Source organism: Pseudomonas sp. LFM046 (assembly GCF_000949385.2).
Lineage (GTDB): Bacteria > Pseudomonadota > Gammaproteobacteria > Pseudomonadales > Pseudomonadaceae > Metapseudomonas.
The window spans coordinates 521,594-540,434 of record NZ_JYKO02000001.1; the positions used below are offsets into that span (position 1 = coordinate 521,594).

Annotated in this window: 24 protein-coding genes and 3 riboswitches; of the genes, 15 read left to right on the top strand and 9 right to left on the bottom strand. The window is 66.7% G+C overall.

Annotation, left to right across the window (positions count from 1 at the left end; genetic code table 11):
- Positions 1-27: 27 nt before the first annotated feature.
- A complete protein-coding gene (cobW, locus tag TQ98_RS02460; RefSeq protein ID WP_044872660.1) occupies positions 28-1,080 on the bottom strand; it encodes a cobalamin biosynthesis protein CobW in 1,053 nt (350 codons plus the stop codon).
- A 91-nt stretch (positions 1,081-1,171) separates the two neighbouring features.
- Positions 1,172-1,365, bottom strand: a riboswitch (cobalamin riboswitch).
- Between the two features lie 58 nt (positions 1,366-1,423).
- A riboswitch (cobalamin riboswitch) is annotated at positions 1,424-1,640 on the top strand.
- A gap of 102 nt (positions 1,641-1,742) precedes the next feature.
- Here cobW and TQ98_RS02465 point away from each other — a divergent pair.
- The 6 genes from TQ98_RS02465 (at position 1,743) to TQ98_RS02490 (ending at position 5,718) form a co-directional block, all read left to right on the top strand.
- The gene (locus TQ98_RS02465; protein WP_044872659.1) at positions 1,743-1,928 is read left to right on the top strand and encodes a CbtB domain-containing protein; all 186 of its coding nucleotides are present in this window, start codon (positions 1,743-1,745) and stop codon (positions 1,926-1,928) included.
- A gap of 11 nt (positions 1,929-1,939) precedes the next feature.
- Positions 1,940-2,641, top strand: a complete 702-nt coding sequence (locus TQ98_RS02470) for a CbtA family protein (RefSeq protein ID WP_044872658.1) — start codon at positions 1,940-1,942, stop codon at positions 2,639-2,641.
- Positions 2,638-3,048 carry a cobalamin biosynthesis protein gene (locus TQ98_RS02475; protein ID WP_044872657.1) on the top strand — a complete coding sequence of 137 codons (411 nt, stop codon included), beginning with the start codon at positions 2,638-2,640 and terminating at the stop codon, positions 3,046-3,048. The genes TQ98_RS02470 and TQ98_RS02475 overlap by 4 nt, the downstream gene beginning before the upstream one ends.
- Entirely contained in the window at positions 3,045-3,815 is a 771-nt protein-coding gene (gene cobM, locus TQ98_RS02480; protein WP_044872656.1) for a precorrin-4 C(11)-methyltransferase, read from the top strand. Before TQ98_RS02475 ends, cobM begins: the two co-directional genes overlap by 4 nt.
- 96 nt (positions 3,816-3,911) lie before the next feature.
- Positions 3,912-4,796, top strand: a complete 885-nt coding sequence (locus TQ98_RS02485; RefSeq protein WP_044872655.1) for a sugar nucleotide-binding protein — start codon at positions 3,912-3,914, stop codon at positions 4,794-4,796.
- On the top strand, positions 4,789-5,718 hold the full coding sequence (locus TQ98_RS02490; RefSeq protein ID WP_044872654.1) for an NAD-dependent epimerase/dehydratase family protein: 930 nt from the start codon (positions 4,789-4,791) through the stop codon (positions 5,716-5,718). Before TQ98_RS02485 ends, TQ98_RS02490 begins: the two co-directional genes overlap by 8 nt.
- A 65-nt stretch (positions 5,719-5,783) precedes the next feature.
- Here TQ98_RS02490 and TQ98_RS02495 read toward each other — a convergent pair whose 3' ends face one another.
- From TQ98_RS02495 to TQ98_RS02515, 5 genes are all read right to left on the bottom strand, one after another.
- Positions 5,784-6,455, bottom strand: coding sequence for an OmpW family outer membrane protein (locus TQ98_RS02495; RefSeq protein ID WP_044872653.1), 672 nt, complete (start codon positions 6,453-6,455; stop codon positions 5,784-5,786).
- Between the two features lie 140 nt (positions 6,456-6,595).
- On the bottom strand, positions 6,596-7,114 hold the full coding sequence (locus TQ98_RS02500; RefSeq protein ID WP_044872652.1) for a DUF3299 domain-containing protein: 519 nt from the start codon (positions 7,112-7,114) through the stop codon (positions 6,596-6,598).
- A 7-nt stretch (positions 7,115-7,121) separates the two neighbouring features.
- Positions 7,122-8,384: an ABC transporter permease gene (locus tag TQ98_RS02505; protein WP_044872651.1), complete on the bottom strand. Its 1,263-nt coding sequence runs from the start codon at positions 8,382-8,384 to the stop codon at positions 7,122-7,124.
- Between the two features lies 1 nt (position 8,385).
- Positions 8,386-9,093, bottom strand: coding sequence for an ABC transporter ATP-binding protein (locus TQ98_RS02510; RefSeq protein ID WP_044872650.1), 708 nt, complete (start codon positions 9,091-9,093; stop codon positions 8,386-8,388).
- Positions 9,094-9,132: 39 nt separating this feature from the next.
- Entirely contained in the window at positions 9,133-9,693 is a 561-nt protein-coding gene (locus tag TQ98_RS02515) for a DUF2796 domain-containing protein (RefSeq protein ID WP_044872649.1), read from the bottom strand.
- A gap of 106 nt (positions 9,694-9,799) precedes the next feature.
- On the opposite strand from TQ98_RS02515, the gene TQ98_RS02520 reads away from it, so the two are divergent.
- Positions 9,800-10,147 (top strand): hypothetical protein, encoded by a 348-nt coding sequence (locus TQ98_RS02520; protein WP_044872648.1) that lies wholly within the window; start codon positions 9,800-9,802, stop codon positions 10,145-10,147.
- A 98-nt stretch (positions 10,148-10,245) separates the two neighbouring features.
- Here TQ98_RS02520 and trxA read toward each other — a convergent pair whose 3' ends face one another.
- The 3 genes from trxA to TQ98_RS02535 all read right to left on the bottom strand — a co-directional run bounded on the left by trxA (position 10,246) and on the right by TQ98_RS02535 (position 12,435).
- Entirely contained in the window at positions 10,246-11,115 is an 870-nt protein-coding gene (gene trxA, locus TQ98_RS02525; RefSeq protein ID WP_044872647.1) for a thioredoxin, read from the bottom strand.
- 244 nt (positions 11,116-11,359) lie between these two features.
- Positions 11,360-12,013, bottom strand: a complete 654-nt coding sequence (locus TQ98_RS02530; protein WP_044872646.1) for a 50S ribosomal protein L11 methyltransferase — start codon at positions 12,011-12,013, stop codon at positions 11,360-11,362.
- Positions 12,010-12,435 (bottom strand): YbaY family lipoprotein, encoded by a 426-nt coding sequence (locus TQ98_RS02535; protein ID WP_044872645.1) that lies wholly within the window; start codon positions 12,433-12,435, stop codon positions 12,010-12,012. Before TQ98_RS02535 ends, TQ98_RS02530 begins: the two co-directional genes overlap by 4 nt.
- A 112-nt stretch (positions 12,436-12,547) precedes the next feature.
- On the opposite strand from TQ98_RS02535, the gene nrdR reads away from it, so the two are divergent.
- From nrdR to TQ98_RS02575, 8 genes are all read left to right on the top strand, one after another.
- Entirely contained in the window at positions 12,548-13,012 is a 465-nt protein-coding gene (gene nrdR, locus TQ98_RS02540; RefSeq protein ID WP_044872644.1) for a transcriptional regulator NrdR, read from the top strand.
- Complete coding sequence (gene ribD / locus TQ98_RS02545) at positions 13,012-14,121, top strand: bifunctional diaminohydroxyphosphoribosylaminopyrimidine deaminase/5-amino-6-(5-phosphoribosylamino)uracil reductase RibD (RefSeq protein WP_044872643.1); 1,110 nt, start codon at positions 13,012-13,014, stop codon at positions 14,119-14,121. Before nrdR ends, ribD begins: the two co-directional genes overlap by 1 nt.
- 90 nt (positions 14,122-14,211) lie before the next feature.
- A riboswitch (FMN riboswitch) is annotated at positions 14,212-14,358 on the top strand.
- A gap of 219 nt (positions 14,359-14,577) precedes the next feature.
- Positions 14,578-15,240 carry a riboflavin synthase gene (locus TQ98_RS02550; RefSeq protein WP_044872642.1) on the top strand — a complete coding sequence of 221 codons (663 nt, stop codon included), beginning with the start codon at positions 14,578-14,580 and terminating at the stop codon, positions 15,238-15,240.
- 17 nt (positions 15,241-15,257) lie between these two features.
- On the top strand, positions 15,258-16,352 hold the full coding sequence (gene ribBA / locus TQ98_RS02555) for a bifunctional 3,4-dihydroxy-2-butanone-4-phosphate synthase/GTP cyclohydrolase II (RefSeq protein WP_044872641.1): 1,095 nt from the start codon (positions 15,258-15,260) through the stop codon (positions 16,350-16,352).
- 61 nt (positions 16,353-16,413) lie between these two features.
- Positions 16,414-16,890, top strand: coding sequence for a 6,7-dimethyl-8-ribityllumazine synthase (ribE, locus tag TQ98_RS02560; RefSeq protein WP_044872640.1), 477 nt, complete (start codon positions 16,414-16,416; stop codon positions 16,888-16,890).
- Positions 16,887-17,360 (top strand): transcription antitermination factor NusB, encoded by a 474-nt coding sequence (nusB, locus tag TQ98_RS02565; protein WP_044872639.1) that lies wholly within the window; start codon positions 16,887-16,889, stop codon positions 17,358-17,360. Before ribE ends, nusB begins: the two co-directional genes overlap by 4 nt.
- A 13-nt stretch (positions 17,361-17,373) precedes the next feature.
- Entirely contained in the window at positions 17,374-18,342 is a 969-nt protein-coding gene (gene thiL / locus TQ98_RS02570) for a thiamine-phosphate kinase (RefSeq protein WP_044872638.1), read from the top strand.
- Complete coding sequence (locus tag TQ98_RS02575; protein WP_044872637.1) at positions 18,335-18,835, top strand: phosphatidylglycerophosphatase A; 501 nt, start codon at positions 18,335-18,337, stop codon at positions 18,833-18,835. The genes thiL and TQ98_RS02575 overlap by 8 nt, the downstream gene beginning before the upstream one ends.
- Positions 18,836-18,841 lie beyond the last annotated feature (6 nt).

An 18,841-nucleotide genomic window follows, 5' to 3' on the forward strand; every position in this document is an offset into this window, starting at 1 on the left:
CAGGGGGAGAGGGGAGAAGAGTGGAACTCACGCCAGCGCGGTACGCAGCTCGTTGGCGATGGCCGCCTGATCCAGTTCCTGGCCGATGACCACCAGGCGGGTGCTGCGGGTTTCGCCTTCCAGCCACTTGCGGTCGAAGTGCTTGTCGAAGCGCTTGCCGACGCCCTGGATCAAGAGGCGCATGGGCTTGCCGGGAATGGCAGCGAAGCCCTTGATGCGCAGGATGGCGTGGCGCTCCACGAGTTGGCCGAGGGCTGCCAGCAGGGCGGCTTCGTCCACTTCCGGCAGGTCGACGTGGAAGGAGTCGAACTCGTCGTGGTCGTGGTCCTCATGGCCTTCGTGATCATGGTGGGTGGGGCGGCTGTCGATGTGCAATTCAGCTTCGGCATTCAGGCCCAGCAGCACGGAGAGCGGCAGCTTGCCGGCGCTGGCTTCGACGATCTTCACCGCCGGCGGCAATTCCTCGGCCACTTCGGCGCGTACGGCGGCCAGGGCTTCAGGGCTGAGCAGGTCGGCCTTGTTCAGCACCACCAGGTCGGCGCTGGCCAACTGGTCTTCGAACAGCTCGTGCAGCGGGGATTCGTGGTCGAGGTTCGGGTCCTGCTTGCGCTGCTCGTCCACCTGCTCGGGGTGGGCGGCGAAGGTGCCGGCGGCCACGGCGGGGCTGTCCACCACCGTGATCACCGCGTCGACGGTGCAGGCGTTGCGGATTTCCGGCCACTGGAAGGCCTGCACCAGGGGTTTGGGCAGGGCGAGGCCCGAGGTCTCGATGAGGATCTGGTCGAGGTCGCCGCGACGGGCCACCAGTTCGCGCATCACCGGGAAGAACTCTTCCTGCACGGTGCAGCACAGGCAGCCATTGGCCAGCTCGAAGACGCGGCCCACGGCTTCCTCTTCGGTGCAGCCGATGGAGCATTGCTTGAGGATTTCGCCGTCGATACCCAGTTCGCCGAACTCGTTGACGATCACCGCGATGCGGCGGCCTTGGGCGTTGTCCAGCATGTGGCGGAGCAGGGTGGTTTTACCGGCGCCGAGGAAGCCGGTGACGATGGTGACGGGGAGTTTGGCCAGGGATTTCATGCGCGCCTCTGCGTGGTCGGTCGGCGGGCATGACGAGCGCAGCGGGGAGAGCCCCGCGCAACGGATTCGCCACCGGATCACCCCGCCCGGTTGTCTGGAAATTCGTCGAGGCAGGTCTCCTGGCTCACGACCCTGCGCGTGGCGCGGCACCTTCGCCTTCCCGCTTTCGCAGTGGCATTTCGAAGGGCCCGGGGGCGTTCACAGTTGCGGGGGCAGCCGTGGCCTTGACCACGTTCCCTCTTAGCTCCGGCCCATGACCGGAGAACCTCGAAAGGGCGAAGGCTACGCAGCGTCCAGGTGGCGGTCAATCACGGCAGTTGACGCTTGGTCGGACTCGTGATGTCCTAGCACGGTTTTTTCAGGTGCCCTGCGTCGCCGTACGCGGGGTGAAACGGGAAGTCGGTGCGTCCATCTCGGACAAGTCCGACGCTGCCCCCGCAACGGTAAGCGACCGTAGGGTTAAGTACGCCACTGTGCCGATCCGGCATGGGAAGGCATGCCCATCCTGCCCCTGGCAGGCGTCGCAAGCCCGGAGACCGGCCTGATCACGTTTTGGCAACCCGCGGTGGGCGGGCGCAAGCCGGAAATCTGGGTGCCTGTGCGCCCGCTTCCCTCGCGCGCGTTCCGCTGCCGGTATCACACACACTGCAGAGGGAACCTTCATGTCCAGCCGCGTCCTGTCCCAATCCGCCGTCTCCTCCTCGACCCTGGCCCAGCGCCTGCTGCTGGCCATCGGCGCCGGCCTCGTCGGCCTGTCCCTGGTGTATTTCGCCGGTTTCTCCCACATCGAGGCGGTGCACAACGCCGCTCACGACACGCGCCACAGTTCCGCGTTCCCCTGCCACTGAGTGGGTTCCCGATGATCAAGCGCATCGCCCAGACGGCCGGTTTCGCCGGCCTGATCGCCGCCATCGTGCTGACCCTGCTGCAGAGCCTGTGGGTCGCCCCGCTGATCCTCCAGGCGGAAACCTATGAAAATGCCGCGCCGGCGGAGCAGGTCCAGGACCACCAGCACGGCGGCCCCGCCGTTGCCCATACCCATGAACACAGCGACGAGGCCTGGGCGCCGGAGGACGGCTGGCAGCGCACCCTCTCCACGGGAGGCAGCAACCTGGTGGTGGCCGTGGGCTTCGCCCTGATCCTCGCTGGACTCTTCAGCCTGCGCGGCCCGACCCGTGCCTGGCAGGGCCTGCTCTGGGGACTGGGCGGTTTCGCCACCTTCGCCCTGGCGCCGTCCCTTGGGCTGCCGCCGGAGCTGCCGGGCACCGCCGCTGCTGACCTGGCCGAGCGTCAGGCGTGGTGGATCAGCACTGCCGCGTCGACTGCTGCGGGACTCGCCCTGATCGCTTTCGGCCGCCATTGGGCCCTGCGCATCGTCGGCGTGGCTGTTCTGGTGATCCCTCACGTCGTGGGCGCACCGCAGCCGGAGGTGCATTCCAGCCTGGCGCCGGAAGCCCTGGCCCGTGAGTTCATCGCCGCGTCCCTGATCACCAATGCGGCGTTCTGGGCGGTGCTCGGTTGGGCTGCCGCCTGGCTTTACCAGCGTCACACGACCGCTTGAAGCTGGTCGCCGGGCTGGGCTGCCGACGTGGCTGCCCAGCGGACGAGTTGCACGGTCTGCTGTGGCAGTGCCTTGCGGAGGCTGGGGCGTCCATCGATTCGCTGGTCGCCCTGGCCAGCAGTGAAGCGAAGGCTGCCGAACCAGGCCTGGTTGCCCTGGCCGAGGGGCTGGGGTTGCCGCTGCACGTCCTGCCTGTGGATATCCTGGCGGCCTGTGAAGCGCGCCTGAGTCAACCGTCCGAGCGGGTTCGCGCCGCGACGGGCAGTCCGGGGGTGGCCGAGGCCGCCGCCCTGGCCCAGGCCGAAGCGCTGTTCGGCGAACGCGCCATCCTGCTGATCGACAAACGCCGCAGCGCCAGTGCCACCTGCGCCCTGGCCTGCATCCATCACGAGGCTGAACGGCCATGACGGTCTATTTCATTGGTGCCGGCCCCGGCGATCCGGAACTCATCACGGTGAAGGGGCAGCGGCTGATCCGCTCCTGTCCGGTGATCCTCTACGCCGGTTCGCTGGTGCCGGAAGCCGTGCTGGCCGGGCACAGCGCCGAGCGGGTGGTGAACACCGCCGAGCTGCACCTGGATGAAATCGTCGCCCTGCTGGCAGAGGCCCACGACCGGGGGCACGACGTGGCGCGGGTGCATTCCGGTGACCCGTCGCTCTATGGCGCCATCGGCGAGCAGATCCGCCACCTGCGCGAACGGGGTATTCCCTATGAAGTGGTGCCGGGCGTCACCGCCACTGCCGCCTGCGCCGCGCTGCTGGGTTGCGAGCTGACCCTGCCGGACGTGTCCCAGACGCTGATTCTCACGCGCTACGCCAGCAAGACGCGGATGCCGGAGGGAGAAGCGCTGGGTGACCTGGCACGCCACCGCGCCACCATGGCCATCCACCTGGGGGTGAGCCAGTTGGCGAAGATCGTCGACGAATTGCTGCCCCATTACGGCCCGGCGTGCCCTATCGCCGTGATCCACCGCGCCAGTTGGCCGGATCAGGAGCAGGTCACCGGCACCTTGGGCGACATTCTGCCCAAGGTGGCGGCGCGGGACTTTCGCCGCACCGCGCTGATCCTGGTGGGCGAGGTGCTGGCCGCCGAAGGTTTCGCCGACTCGTCCCTGTACCGAGCCGACCACGCCCACCTCTACCGCCCTGCGACGACAGAGCCGCCACGCGGCTAGTGACGTCTGGCGGTTAAACCCGCAGAATGCGGCTCTTATGCGGCGGGCGGATGGCCCGCCCACTCCCTTAACCGGCTTTAAGCGACCTTTTTCTCTATGCGAATGCGCTTGATGCTGTTGGGTGGCGGCAACTCACTCGGACAGGCGCTGATTCGCCTCGGCGCCGAGGAAGACATAGGTTTTCTCGCTCCGCGCCCGCCCGAAAAGGGCTGGGACGCCGCCAGCCTGACCCAACTGCTCGACGACACCCGGCCCGACGCCGTGGTCAACCTCGCCTACTACTTCGACTGGTTCCAGGCCGAGGAAGTCAGCGAAACACGCCTGGCTGCCCAGGAGCGCGGGGTGGAACGCCTCGCCGAACTCTGTCAGCACCACGGCATCATCCTGCTGCAACCGTCCAGCTACCGGGTCTTCGATGGTTCCCGCGCCACCGCCTACAGCGAGAAGGACGAGACCGCTCCCCTCAGCCTGCGTGGCCAGGCCATCTGGCGCATGGAGCAGAGCGTTCGTGCGGCGTGCCCCAAGCATGTGCTGCTGCGGTTCGGCTGGTTGCTGGACGACAGCCGCGAAGGGGCGTTGGGGCGTTTCCTCAGTCGAGCCGAGCACGACAAGGAGATCTGCCTGGCCGACGACCGTCGTGGCAACCCCACCCCCGTGGACGATGCCGCGCGGGTGTTGCTGGCGGTAATCAAGCAGCTGGATTGCCAGGCGCCGCTCTGGGGCACCTACCACTACGGTGGCCACGAGGCGACCACGCCGTTGGCCCTGGGCCAGGCGCTGCTCAGCGAGGCTCGCAGCCTGCATCCGCTGACGGTGCAGGACATCACTCCGCAGGCCCACGCTGCCCGTCCTGACGCCGCGGACGAGCCGCAGAATGCGGTGCTGGCGTGCAAGAAGATCCTCCATACCTTCGGCATCAAGCCGCGTGCCTGGCGCGCCGCGCTGCCGACCCTCCTGGACCGTTACTACCGTCATGGCTGATTCCCCCATCCTGATCACCGGCGGCGCCGGCTTCATCGGCTCGCACCTGGCTGACGCGCTGCTCGCCAAAGGACATGCCGTGCGCGTGCTGGACAACCTTTCCACCGGCAAACGCGCCAACCTGGCGCTGGACAACCCGCGCCTGGAACTGATCGAGGGGGACGTGGCCGATGCTGCCCTGGTGGCGCAGGCAATGGCCGGCTGCAAGGCGGTGGCGCACCTGGCTGCAGTGGCCTCGGTACAGGCCTCGGTGGACGATCCGGTGGCGACCCACCAGAGCAACTTCATCGGCACCCTGAACGTCTGCGAAGCCATGCGCCAGTGTGGCGTGAAGCGTGTGGTCTTTGCGTCCAGCGCGGCCGTGTACGGCCAGAACGGTGAAGGCACGGCCATCGACGAAGACACCCCCAAGGCGCCCCTGACGCCTTACGCGGTGGACAAGCTGGCCAGCGAGCAGTACCTGGATTTCTACCGTCGCCAGCATGGCCTGGAGCCGGCGGTGTTCCGCTTCTTCAACATCTTCGGCCCGCGCCAGGACCCGTCCTCGCCCTATTCCGGGGTGATCAGCATCTTCACCGAGCGCGCCCAGGCCGGTCTGCCGATCACGGTGTTCGGTGACGGCGAGCAGACCCGCGATTTCGTCTACGTCGGCGACCTGGTTCAGGTGCTGGTGCAAGCCCTGGAGCTGGACTGGCTGGAAGCCGGCCCGGTGAATGTGGGCCTCAACCAGGCCACCAGCCTCAAGCAGCTGCTTGCCGCCATCGGCGAAGTGCTGGGTGGTCTGCCACCGGTGAGCCACGCCGAACCCCGCGCTGGGGATATCCGTCACTCGCGGGCGAACAATGTGCGTCTGCTGCTGCGCTACAACTTCCCGCAGCCGACACCGTTGCGTGATGGCGTGGCGCGTCTGTTGGGGCGCTGAGGCCCCTACAGTGATTCGCAAAAAAGGCGCCCGAAGGCGCCTTTTTTCATGGGGAGTGTCCGGGCTCAGAACTTGTAGCCGACGCCAACCATGTAGACCCACGGGTCCACGTCCACATCCACTTTCACTTTGCCCACGCCCGCCAGATCGGTGGTGGCGGTGGTGTCGATGTCGATGTACCAGACCGCGGCGTTGAGCAGGATGTTGTCGGTCAGCATGTAGTCCATGCCCACCTGCGCGGCCAGGCCGACGGAGTCGTCCAGATCCAGGTTGCTGAAGCCTTGGGCTTTGCGCTCGCTGGTCAGGTCTTCGTCGAAGAACAGGGTGTAGTTGATGCCGGCGCCGACGTAGGGCTGGAACGCCGAGTTCGGGTCCAGCGGGTAGTACTGGAGGCTCAGGGTCGGCGGCAGGTGCTTGACGTCGGCCAGCTTGCCGTCCAGGCCGCCGAGGCCCTTCACGCCCACTTCGTGCTTGAAGGGGGTGGCGGCCAGCAGTTCCAGGCCGATGTGGTCGGTGAGCATGTAGGTGCCGGTCAGACCCAGCTGGGTGTCGCTGTCCAGGGTGGCCTTGGTGCCGCCAACCTTGGTGCCGGCGATCGACAGGTTGGAACTGTCTTCATTCGGGGCGACGGTGGCGGCGCCTGCGCGGACGATCACGTCGCCGGCCTTGTGGGCGTGTGCCAGGGGCGAAGCGATGGCAAGGGCGAGCAGGGATGCGGTGAGAAGATGCTTGCGCATGAAAGGCTCCAGGGAGTTTTAGAAGTGTTTGGCTGGAGCCAGTTTCGGTAATTAGGAAGCTTTGTATCTTGATCCAGAGCAATACCGCTGGAAGTGGGTAGCAAAAGGCCAGGCAAGACCTGGCCTTTGTGCATTGGAGGTCAGTTGGCGGGGGATTCGTACGGGTAGATCTTGGTCGCATCCATCTGGTAGCCGGCTTCGGCCAGCTCGCTGCTGCTGGCCTTCACCTGCAGTGGACCTTCGATCCAGAAGGGCTGGTAGAGCGCATCCATCAGCACCCCCAGCTCGCTCGTCACATGGACGATCTGGTTGGACGGCGGCGGCGGTACGTGAATGCAGGCGCCGAAGTAGGGCACCAGGAGGAACTCGGTGACACGGCCTTCCTCGGTCACATCCAGCGGCACGATGTAGCCGGGCAGCTTCACTTGCTGGCCGTCCAGTTCCTTGACCACCGGCGCGGCCGGCGATTGCTGGCTGGCCGCTGGCGCAGCTTCGGCGTTGAGGGCGTCGGATAGCTGCGACAGGTCGTGGATCGGTGCAGGCGGGGCCGGTGGCGGAGCACCCTCGGGAATCATTTCCGCCCAGGTGAGTTCGCGCACCTCGCCGGCCCAGAGAGGGGTGGAGAGGGACAGCAAGAGAATCAGCAGGATGCGCTTCATGGACGTCTCACAGGCGAATGGACAGACCGTCGGCCAGCGACTGCCGATAGGCACGCCAGGCTGGCACCACCCCCATCAGCAGGGCGGCGGCCAGGATAGCGCCAAGCAGCGTCCACTCATAGGCAGTGGGCAGGGCCAGCGGCAGGTAGAGGCCATAACTGGCCTGCACGTAGCCCTGGCTGAGGCCGATTCCCAGGTAGAGCAACCCCACCCCCAGCACCGCACCGGCCAGGGCCAATGCGAAGGCCTCCAGCACCAGCAGGCTGCCGACGTGCCAGGGTCGCGCGCCCACCGAGCGAAGGATGGCCATCTCCCGGCGGCGCTCGTTGAGGCTGGTGAGGATGGCGGTGAGCATGCCGATCAGGCCGGTGAGCACCACGAACAGCGAGACCACGAACAGCGCCTTCTCCGCCGTGCCCATCAGGCCCCAGAGTTCCTGCAGGGCCACGCCGGGAAGGATCGCCAGCAGCGGTTCACCCCGGTATTCGTTGATCTGCCGCTGCAGGGCGAAGGTAGCGATCTTGCTGTTCAGGCCCAGCATGAAGGCGGTGATGGCCTTCGGCTGCAGGTCCATGGACCGGGCCTGGTCGGCGCTGACCTTGCCGGCGCCGCGCGCGGGCACGCCGTTCTGCCAGTCCACGTGCAGCGCTTCCATGCCCGCCAGCGAAATGTGCAGGGTGCGGTCCACCGGGGTGCCGGTGCGGGCGAGGATGCCGACCACCTTGAACGGCTTGTCGTCGTGCTGCACCAGGCTGACGGTGCTGACACCGTGGGCCAGCACCACCTGGTCCCCCAGCGTGTAATGCAGCGCTTCGGCCACCTCGGCGCCCAGCACCACCTCGAACAGGTCGGCGAACGGCTTGCCCTCGGCCAGTCGCAGCGGCTGGCCACGGCCGTAGTGGTAATGCTCGAAGTAGGCGGCGCTGGTGCCCATGACGCGGTAGCCGCGGTGGGAGTCGCCGAGGGAGATGGGGATCGCCCATTTCACTCGCTTGTCCTGGCTGATGGCCTCTAAGCTGTCCCAGCGGATGTTGTTGGTGGCGTTGCCGATGCGGAACACCGAATAGAGCAGCAGGTTCACCGAGCCTGAGCGGGCGCCGACGATCAGGTCGGTCCCGCTGATGGTGCTGGCGAAGCTGGCGCGGGCTTCGGTGCGCACGCGCTCCACCGCCAGCAGCAGGCAGACCGAGAGGGCGATGGCGAAGACCGTGAGCAGGGCGGTGAAGCGGCGGTTGGCGAGGCTCGCCAGGGCCAGGCGCAGCAGATACATCTCAATCCTCCTCGATGCGCGCGGCGTGGTTCAGGTCAGCCAGCGACAGGCTGCGGTCGAACAGCGGGGCCAGGCTCTGGTCGTGGCTGACGAACAGCAAGCTGGCGCCGGCCTCGCAGCACTCGGCGAAGAGCAGCTGGAGGAACGCCTCGCGGGCATCAAAGTCCAGGGCGGAGGTGGGTTCGTCGGCGATCACCAGTTCCGGCTGGCCGATCAGGGCTCGGGCGGCGGCTACCCGTTGCTGCTGGCCGATGGAGAGCGCATCGGCGCGGCGTTGCAGCAAATCTTCCTTGAGGCCCAGGTGCCGCAATAGCGTGGCGGCGGCTGCATCGACGCTGCCGTGGCGCTGGCGCGCTCGTTCGGCGCGCAGCCGGGAGAAGCGGCAGGGCAGCTCGACGTTCTCGCGCACGGACAGGAAGGGCAACAGATTGAACTGCTGGAAGATGTAGCCGGTGTGGTCGACACGGAAGTGATCGCGGGCGCTGGCGGAGAGTGTCGCCAGGTCCTGGCCCAGCAGGCGGATGCTGCCGCGACCGGGTTTCTGCACGCCGCCGAGCAGCCCGAGAAGCGTGGTCTTGCCGCTGCCGCTGGGGCCCTTGAGGAACAGGCTTTCGCCCCGATTGAGATGGAACTCGGGGATGTCCAGCAGTTCCGGGTGGCCGGGCCAGGCGAAGCCCAGCCCCTGGAGTTCGATCAGTGTCTGGCTCATGGGAAATCAGTCGGGTTACCCCGGTTGGTTCTTGGGAAATCAGAAGCTCAGGCTGGCGTTGGTGGCGCTGAGTTCTGCGCCTTGCTGGCCATTCGGGCCGATGAGTTGTACCTGAATTTTCTGGGTGGCGGGGAAGCGCTTGAGCAGGGGGGTAATGTCAAGGGCCTGCAGCGCTTCGGGGGTGGCGCACACCAGTGTGTAGTGGGCGTGAATGTCGCTGTGGTCATGGCCCTTGGACGCTTCATCGTCGTGGTGGGCGTTGTCGAAGAGCGGGCTTTCCAGTTCCCGTGAAGTCACTGTGCAGCCGGCCTCGGTGGGGATGGCGAAGAGCTCCAGGGGGGTGTCCAGGGCAGTGCGGGTGGCGACGACCTTGGCCTTGTCGGCGTCGCTCGTTGCGACGTGCTCGAAGCCCACCAGGTTCATGGCGGGGCTTTCCAGTTCCAGCTCCAGGGTCTTGCCGTCCAGGGCCACGTTCAGCTGCGCCACGCCATGTTCGTGGGCGCCTAGGCTGCCGTGCTCGTGGTCATGGTCGTGCTCATCGGCGTGGACAGCGACCAGGGGCAGCAGGGCGAATGGCAGGGAAAGCAGCAGGCGACGCATGACACATCCTCCGGTACGGAACGAAATTTGCGTTACGTTATAACAAATGTATGCATCTCGCCAGCGCCGTGGGAGCATTGCCCATTCGTTTCTGGAGGAGTTGGACATGCTGCGTATTCGCGGACAGATCGGTGATTGGCCGGTGGACCTGACGGTGGAGATGGATGCTGAGGACTGGGACCAACTGACCAGCCGCCTGTCGCCTGAATTGGCGGCCAAGGCGCCAGCGGCACCGATGGAGCGGAGCGCTCCGCGCAACGACTCACTCTGGGAGACCGCCCAGCAGTTGCTACAGAACGCCGGGCAGATGGAAGGCCCGCGCCTGTTGGCCGAGTTGGAGGCACTGGCGGGCGGGGCGGCGGCAGGCAAGCGCCTGCTGGTGCGGCTGCGCCACAGCGAGCAGGTGCATGTCGAGGTGCGGGAGGACGCGCCGCTCTACGTCTGGAAGGGTTGAGGAGCGATGCCTGAAGACCCTATGCGTTGGGCTTCGTGCCTCAGCCCAACCTACACGTAGGTTGGTGCCGAGCCTGCTAGGCCCAACGGCCGGCACGATCAGTAGATCGCGTTGTACAGCTTGCGGCGGTAGGTGGTGACCAGCGGATGGTCGTTGCCCAGCAGGTCGAACACTTGTAGCAGGGTCTTGTGGGGCAGACCGTTTTCGTAGCCGCGATTTCGCACGAACAGCTTGAGCAGAGCGTCCAGCGCCGGTTCGTATTGCTGGCGGGACAACTGCTGGACGGCTAGCTGATAGACCGCCTCGTCATCGCCCGCGTCTTGCGCCAGGCGCGATTTCAGGTCGGCCACTTCGGGCAGGTTGGCGGCCTGGCGGAGGAAGGTCAGCTGAGCGCGTGCGCCGGCCAGGGCCTGCTTGTGCTCGTCGCTCTTCACGGCATTGAGCACGGTTTCCGCTTCGCCCAGCTCACCGCGTTCGGCCAGGCAGCGCGCATAGAGGATCAGCCCGGCGGCGTTGGTGTTGTCTTCGGTCAGCAGTTGCTTGAGCAGGTTCTCGGCGTCGGCGATGCGGCCTTCGGTGAAGGCGATCTGGGCAGCGTCCAGCAAGTTGCCCTGGGGCGTGGCCGGCATCTGCACATGGGGTTCGAGCATGGCGCGGATGGCCGATTCCGGCTGGGCGCCGGCGAAGCCGTCCACCGGCTGGCCGTCCTTGAACAGCACGACGGTGGGCAGGCTGCGGATGCCGAAGCGCATCACGATGTCCTGCTCGATGTCGCAGTTGACCTTGGCCAGCAGCAACTCGCCCTGGTAGGACTCGGTGATCTGCGCCAGCAGCGGCATCAGGGCCTTGCAGGGGGCGCACCAGTCGGCCCAGAAGTCCACCAGCACGGGTTTCTGGAAGGAGTTCTGGATGACCGACTGTTCGAAGTCGGCGCTGGTGGTATCGAAGATGTAGGGAATGTCGCTCATCTGGGTTCTCGAAGGCGCAAACGGATGGGCGAATCATACGGCTGCCCGAGGCAGCCGCCTACCGGAGAACGCGACATCTGCGCGAGCACCTGTCCTTCCCGCTACTCGGTCTGCTTTACCTGTAGGGGCGAATTCATTCGCCAACCGGGCCGAAGGTCCGGCCCCGGATATCTCCCAAGGAGGGAGTGCTGCGCACTCCATTCGCGAATGAATTCGCTCCGACAAGGGGAGTTCGGGGCGACGCTCACCGAATCGCGTGATACAGGCTCACGGTGCGGAATTCCGCCGGTTCGGCCAGGTCCGGCCAGGTGCAGGCATCCAGCACCGCCAGGCGGGTATAGAGCGGATGCTGGAAGTCGCGGACCCGCGAGTCGGCCACCAGGGCCTGGCGGCCGCGGCTGAGGAAGTGGTCGAGCAGCGGCAGGTTGGCGCGGTCGTAGAGCACGTCGGCCACTATCACCAGGTCGAAGCGGTCTTCCTCCTGGAAAAAGTCGGCCGAGTAACTCAGCTGCACGCCATTGAGTTCGGCATTGGCCCGGCAGGCATCCAGGGCCAGCGGGTCGAGGTCGCAGGCCACCACTTCGGCAGCGCCGGCCTTCGCGGCGGCAATGGCAGCGACGCCCGATCCCGCGCCGAAATCCAGCACCCGTTTGCCGGCCACCCATTCGGGCTTCGAAGCCAGCCAGCGCGCCAGGGCCAGGCCGCTGGCCCAGCAGAAGCACCAGTAGGGCGGTTCTTCGAGGATGCGCCGGGTTTCCTCGGGGCTGAAGGCGCGGTCCATGTTGTCGGGGTCGATCAGCCAGAGGCGCAGGTCGGTGCCGGGCAGGGTTTCCGCACAGAGGCTGGCGTCGCCCAGCAACTGGTTGAGGGCCTGTTGCAGTGATTCCGGGGCCTTCATGGGGCGGGCACCATCTGCAGGGGGCCGAGGGACTGGTTTTCCGGTTGCAGGATCAGCTGCGGCCGCACTTTGAGGATCAGTCGTCCGGACTGGATAGCCCGGGCGCGAAACTCGACCCGTTCGCCACGGGGAAAGGCTTCTGGGTTGAACAGCAGGCGAAAGGGCAGGGGCCCGCCGTTGCCTTTCAGCGTCAGGCTGCCCAGCAGGCGTTGCGGGCGATCACGGGCGTCCACGGACATCAGCGCGATCTCCACCTCGCTACCCGCCGGCGGCACCTGGAGCACACCGCTGATTTCCCGCAGGTAGGCGGGCGTGGCCTCGACCTTGGGGGCCGGCGCGGTGCTGGGCAGCTTCGGCGCGGGCTTCTCGCTGGCGCAGGCGGCGAGCAAGGCGGCAAGGAGAAGGGGAAGAAGTGGGCGCATCTGGGCTTCCTGATCGCTGTGCGCGGGCCTTATAGCGCAAAGCCGTCGGCTTGTCTTGCCCCGGGGATGCGCTACCATGGACCACCTTTTCTGCCGATGCCTCTAGAACGCCATGCACTGTCCTTTCTGCGGGGCCCACGACACCAAGGTCATTGATTCGCGGCTGGTCGCCGAGGGCGACCAGGTGCGCCGGCGTCGCGAGTGCCTGGCTTGCGAAGAGCGCTTCACCACCTTCGAGACCGCCGAGCTGGTGATGCCCCGCCTGATCAAGCAGGACGGTAGCCGCCAACCCTTCGACGAAGACAAGCTGCGCGCTGGCATGCAGCGCGCGCTGGAAAAGCGTCCGGTGAGCGTCGAGCGCCTGGAGGCGGCCATCGCCCATATCAAGCACAAGCTGCGGGCCACTGGCGAGCGCGAGGTGAAGTCGCGGGTGCTGGGGGAACTGGTCATGGCCGAACTGCAGAAGCTCGACGAGGTCGCCTACATCCGCTTTGCCTCGGTCTACCGGCGCTTCCAGGACCTCAACGAGTTCCGCGAGGAAATCGAGCGCCTGGCCCGCGAGCCGTCGAAAGACTGATGGCCGCCAGCGATCAGGCCTATATGGCCCGCGCCCTGGAGCTGGCGCGCAAAGGCATCTACTCCACCCATCCCAATCCGCGTGTCGGCTGCGTCATCGTTCGCGATGGCCAGGTCGTGGGCGAAGGCTGGCACGTCCGCGCCGGCGAGCCCCACGCTGAAGTCCATGCCCTGCGGCAGGCCGGCGAGCTGGCTCGCGGCGCCACCGCCTACGTCACCCTCGAACCCTGCAGCCACCATGGCCGCACGCCGCCCTGTGCCGACGCACTGGTGGCCGCCGGGGTAGGGCGTGTGGTGGCAGCCATGCAGGACCCCAATCCCCAGGTCGCCGGCCGTGGCCTCGAGCGCCTGGCTGATGCCGGCATTGCCGTGGAAAGCGGCGTGCTGGAAGCCGAAGCGCGGGTGCTCAATGCCGGCTTCATCAAACGCATGGAGCAGGGCCTGCCCTTCGTGCGGGTCAAGCTGGCCATGAGTCTCGATGGCCGCACCGCCATGGCCAGCGGCGAAAGCCAGTGGATCACCGGCCCCGAAGCCCGCTCGGCCGTGCAACGCCTGCGTGCCCGCGCGAGCGTCGTGCTGACCGGTGCGGACACCGTGCTCACCGATGCCGCGCGCCTGACCGTACGTCCCGACGAACTGGGCCTCGATGCCGAGCTCAGCGCCCTGGCCGTCAGCCGCCCGCCGCTTCGTGTGCTGGTGGATGGCCGCCTGCGAGTGCCGCTGTCCGCGCCTTTCTTCCAGGCGGGCCCGGCTCTGGTGGCCACGGCCAGTGGGGCTGGCGAAGGCGCCTATCCGGGGCACGAACTGCTATCGCTGCCGGGCGCCGATGGTCATGTCGACCTGCGCCGACTCCTGCAGGAACTGGCGTCTCGTGGCACCAACGAAGTGCTGGTGGAAGCCGGGCCGCGCCTGGCTGGCGCTTTCGCCCGTGCCGGCCTGGTGGATGAGTACCAGATCTTCATCGCCGCCAAGTTCCTCGGCTCCAGCGCCCGTCCGCTGCTGGATTGGCCTCTGGACCGCATGGCCGAGGCGCAGGAACTGAAGATCGTCGAGATGCGCGCCGTGGGTGACGATTGGCGGGTCATCGCAGTCCCCCGTCCCATTGCCTGAATACCCGACAGCCGACATGGCCTCGGCAGCCGATGCAAGTTCGCCACGACTGTGATAAAACGCCTGCCAGCCAGCCTTGAAGGTTGGCTGTAACGTTCTCAGGGCGGGGTGCAAGTCCCCACCGGCGGTAATTGCGCGGAATGCGCATAGCCCGCGAGCGCTCGTCGAAGGCGAGGTCAGCAGACCCGGTGCGATTCCGGGGCCGACGGTAACAGTCCGGATGAAGAGAGAACGGGATTGCCTGCCTGGGCCGGGGTTTCTGCGTACCCGCGCCTGCCAGATCCCTTTCAATCCGATACGCCCTGTTTTTCACGAAACAGGAGTTCCATCGATGTCACATGCAATTGTCCACTACCTTCCGGCGCGAGCGGCCTGCGCGCGCGCGGGTGAGGGGCGGGCGCTTATAATGCGTCTTTCGCCGGCTCCGGCCGGTTCGCTGCAAGCTCTGGAGGTCCCATGTTCACCGGCATAATCGAAGCCATTGGCACCATCCGCGCGATCACGCCCAAGGGCGGTGACGTCCGCGTCCTGGTGGAAACCGGCAAACTGGACCTCGCCGACGTCAAACTGGGCGACAGCATCGCGGTCAACGGCGTTTGCCTGACTGCCGTGGAGCTGCCCGGCCACGGCTTCTGGGCCGACGTCAGCCGTGAAACCCTGGCCTGCACCGCCTTCGATGACCTGAAGCCCGGCAGCCCGGTCAACCTGGAAAAGGCCCTGACCCCCACCAGCCGCCTGGGCGGCCACCTGGTCAGCGGCCACGTCGACGGCATCGGCGAAGTGGTGATGCGCGAAGACAATGCCCGCGCCGTGCAATTCCGCATCCGCGCCCCGCGCGAACTGGCCAAGTACATCGCCCTCAAGGGTTCGATCACCGTCGACGGCACCAGCCTGACGGTGAACGCGGTGAATGGCGCCGAGTTCGAGCTGACCATCGTTCCGCACACCCTGGTCGAGACCATCATGGCCGACTACCGCCCGGGGCGCCGGGTCAACCTGGAGGTGGACCTGCTGGCCCGCTACCTGGAGCGCCTGCTGCTCGGCGACAAGGCGGCCGAGCCCCAGGCCTCCGGCCTGACCGAAAGCTTCCTCGCCGAACACGGCTACCTCAAACACTGAATTCATAAGGAGGGCCCATGGCTCTCAACACGATCGACGAACTGATTGAAGACATCCGCCAGGGCAAGATGGTCATCCTCATGGATGACGAAGATCGCGAGAACGAAGGCGACCTGATCATGGCCTCCGAGTGCGTGCAGGCCGAGCACATCAACTTCATGGCCCGGTTCGCCCGCGGCCTGATCTGCATGCCGATGACCCGTGAGCGTTGCGAGCTGCTCAAGCTTCCGCTGATGGCGCCGCGCAACGGTTCCGGCTTCGGCACCAAGTTCACCGTCTCCATCGAGGCCGCAGAGGGCGTGACCACCGGCATCTCCGCCGCCGACCGCGCGCGCACCGTGCAGGTGGCCGCCGCCAAGGGCGCCAAGGCTGAGGACATCGTCAGCCCCGGCCACATCTTCCCGCTGATGGCCCAGCCGGGTGGCGTGCTGGCCCGCGCCGGCCACACCGAGGCAGCGTGCGACCTGTCCCGCATGGCGGGCTTCGAGCCCTCCGGCGTGATCTGCGAAATCATGAACGACGACGGCACCATGTCCCGTCGCCCGGAGCTGGAGGCCTTCGCCGCCGAGCACGGGATCAAGATCGGCACCATCGCCGACCTCATCCACTACCGCCTGATCCACGAGCGCACCGTCGAGCGCATCGCCGAGCAGCCGCTGGACAGCGAACTGGGCCACTTCAACCTGGTGACCTACCGCGATGCCGTGGAAGGTGACGTGCACATGGCCCTGACCCTGGGCAAGATCTGCCCGGAAGAGCCGACCCTGGTGCGGGTGCACAACATGGACCCGCTGCGCGACCTGTTCATGGTCAACCAGGCCGGCCGCTGGAGCCTGCGCGCCGCCATGAAGGAAGTGGCGGCTGCCGGCAGTGGCGTGGTGCTGCTGCTGGGCAATCCGCTCACCGGCCCGCAGCTGCTGGCCCATCTGGAGCGCCAGTTGGGGGCCGAAACCAAGGTCACCAACCCGACCACCTACAGCACCGTCGGTGCCGGTTCGCAGATTCTCCGCGACCTCGGGGTGCGCAAGATGCGCCTGATGAGCTCGCCGATGAAGTTCAACGCGATATCCGGTTTCGACCTGGAAGTTGTAGAATACCTGCCCGCTGAATGACCCGCAGGGCTCCGACCGTCAAGGCCGGGGCCCTCGCTCTTTAATTGACGAGAACTCGCCCATGTCCCTGAAGACCATCGAAGGTACCTTCATCGCCCCCAAAGGCCGCTATGCCCTGGTGGTCGGCCGTTTCAACAGCTTCGTCGTGGAAAGCCTGGTGAGCGGCGCCGTAGACGCCCTGGTTCGCCACGGTGTCAGCGAAAGCGACATCACCATCATCCGCGCTCCCGGCGCCTTTGAAATCCCGCTGGTGGCCCAGAAGGTCGCCCAGCAAGGCGAGTACTCCGCCATCATCGCCCTCGGCGCGGTCATTCGTGGCGGCACCCCGCACTTCGAATACGTGGCCGGTGAGTGCACCAAGGGCCTGGCCCAGGTATCCATGGAATTCGGCGTACCGGTCGCTTTCGGCGTGCTGACCGTCGACTCCATCGAGCAGGCCATCGAGCGCTCCGGCACCAAGGCTGGCAACAAAGGCGCGGAAGCTGCCCTGTCTGCCCTGGAGATGGTCAGCCTGCTGGCTGCCCTGGAGGCCAAGTGAGCAACGCAGACGGTTCGGCACCCAAGGCGCCGAAAGGCAAGATTGCCGCTCGTCGCCAGGCCCGCACCCTGGCGATGCAAGCTCTGTACTCCTGGCACATCGCCGGTCAGCCGCTCAACGAAATCGAGGCGCAGTTCCGCGTCGACAACGATTTCAGCAAGGTAGACGGCGCCTACTTCCACGAGATCCTCCACGGCGTGCCGCGCCAGAAGACCGAGATCGACGCCGCTTTCCTGCCCTGCCTGGACCGCGCGCTGGAAGAGGTCGACCCGGTTGAGCTGGCGATCCTGCGTCTCTCCACCTACGAGATGATGAACCGCGTTGATGTGCCGTACCGCGTCGTGATCAACGAAGGCATCGAGCTGGCCAAGGTGTTTGGCGCCACTGACGGGCACAAGTTCGTCAACGGCGTGCTGGACAAGCTGGCACCGCGCTTGCGCGCTGCCGAAGTCCGCGGCGGCAAGCGCTGATCGCAGTTCGCGCGTGGGTGAGTTCGAGCTGATCCGCCGCTTCTTCGCCTCCGCCGCCTGTGCGGCGGGAGGCGAAGGCGTTGCCCTCGGCATCGGCGACGATTGCGCCCTGCTGCACGTTCCCCCTGGTGAACAGCTGGCGATCTCCACCGATACGCTGGTGGCCGGCGTTCACTTCCCCCTGGACGCCGACCCCTTCCTGCTGGGGCAGCGCGCCCTGGCGGTTTCCGTCAGCGACCTGGCCGCCATGGGCGCCACGCCCGTCGCCTTCACCCTCGCCCTGACCCTGCCCGATGCCCGCGCCGATTGGCTGGACGGTTTCGCCCGTGGCCTCTGCGCCATGGCCCAGGATTGCCGGATCGCACTGGTGGGTGGCGATACCACCCGCGGCCCCCTCTGCCTGACCCTCACTGTGTTCGGCCGCTTGCCTGTTGGCCTGGCACTGCGCCGTTCCGGCGCGCGGCCCGGTGACCTGCTCTGCGTTGGCGGCAGCCTGGGCGATGGCGCCGGCGCGCTGCCGCTGGTGCTGGGCGAACGCCAGGACACCGGTCCCGAAGCGCAGTACCTGCTGCAGCGCTACTGGGCGCCGCAGCCGCAGCTGGCCCTGGGCGAAGCGCTACGCGGTCGGGCGACGGCAGCGCTGGACATTTCCGACGGGCTCCTGGCCGATTGCGGCCATATCGCCCGCGCATCCGGCGTCGCGCTGATGGTGGAATCGGCACGATTGCCATTGTCGGACGCCCTGCAAGCACTCTTCCCCAGGGATTTCGCCCTCAACTGTGCGCTGGCCGGTGGCGACGATTACCGCCTGGCCTTTACCCTGCCGGCCGCTGAGTTGGCCGCCGTCCAGGCCGACTGGCCGGACGTGGCGGTGATCGGTCGGGTCGAGGCCGGGCAAGGCGTGCACCTGCTCGATGTCGCCGGGGCCGAACTGCAGCCGCCGGCACTGGGTTATCAACATTTCGGGAGTCAAGGTGACTGATCGCGAATCGGCCACGCCGCAACCCATCCCCCATTCGGTGTGGACCAACCCCTGGCATTTCATCGCCTTCGGCTTCGGCTCGGGCACCCTGCCCAAGGCACCGGGTACCTGGGGTTCGATGGTGGCGCTGCCCTTCATCCCCCTCTGGCAGATGCTGCCCGACTGGGGCTACTGGCTGATGCTGGGGCTGACCATGCTGTTCGGCTTCTGGCTGTGCGGCAAGGTGGCGGACGACCTGCGGGTGCACGACCATGAAGGTATCGTCTGGGACGAAATGGTCGGCATGTGGATAACCCTCTGGCTGGTGCCCGAAGGCTGGCAGTGGCTGCTGCTGGGCTTCGTGGTGTTCCGGGTGATGGATATCGTCAAGCCCTGGCCGATCCACTGGATCGACCGCCACGTCCACGGTGGCGTCGGAATCATGCTGGATGACGTGCTGGCGGGGGTCTTCGCCTGGCTGGCGATGCAACTCATCATCTGGGGTCTGGCCTAGGACCGT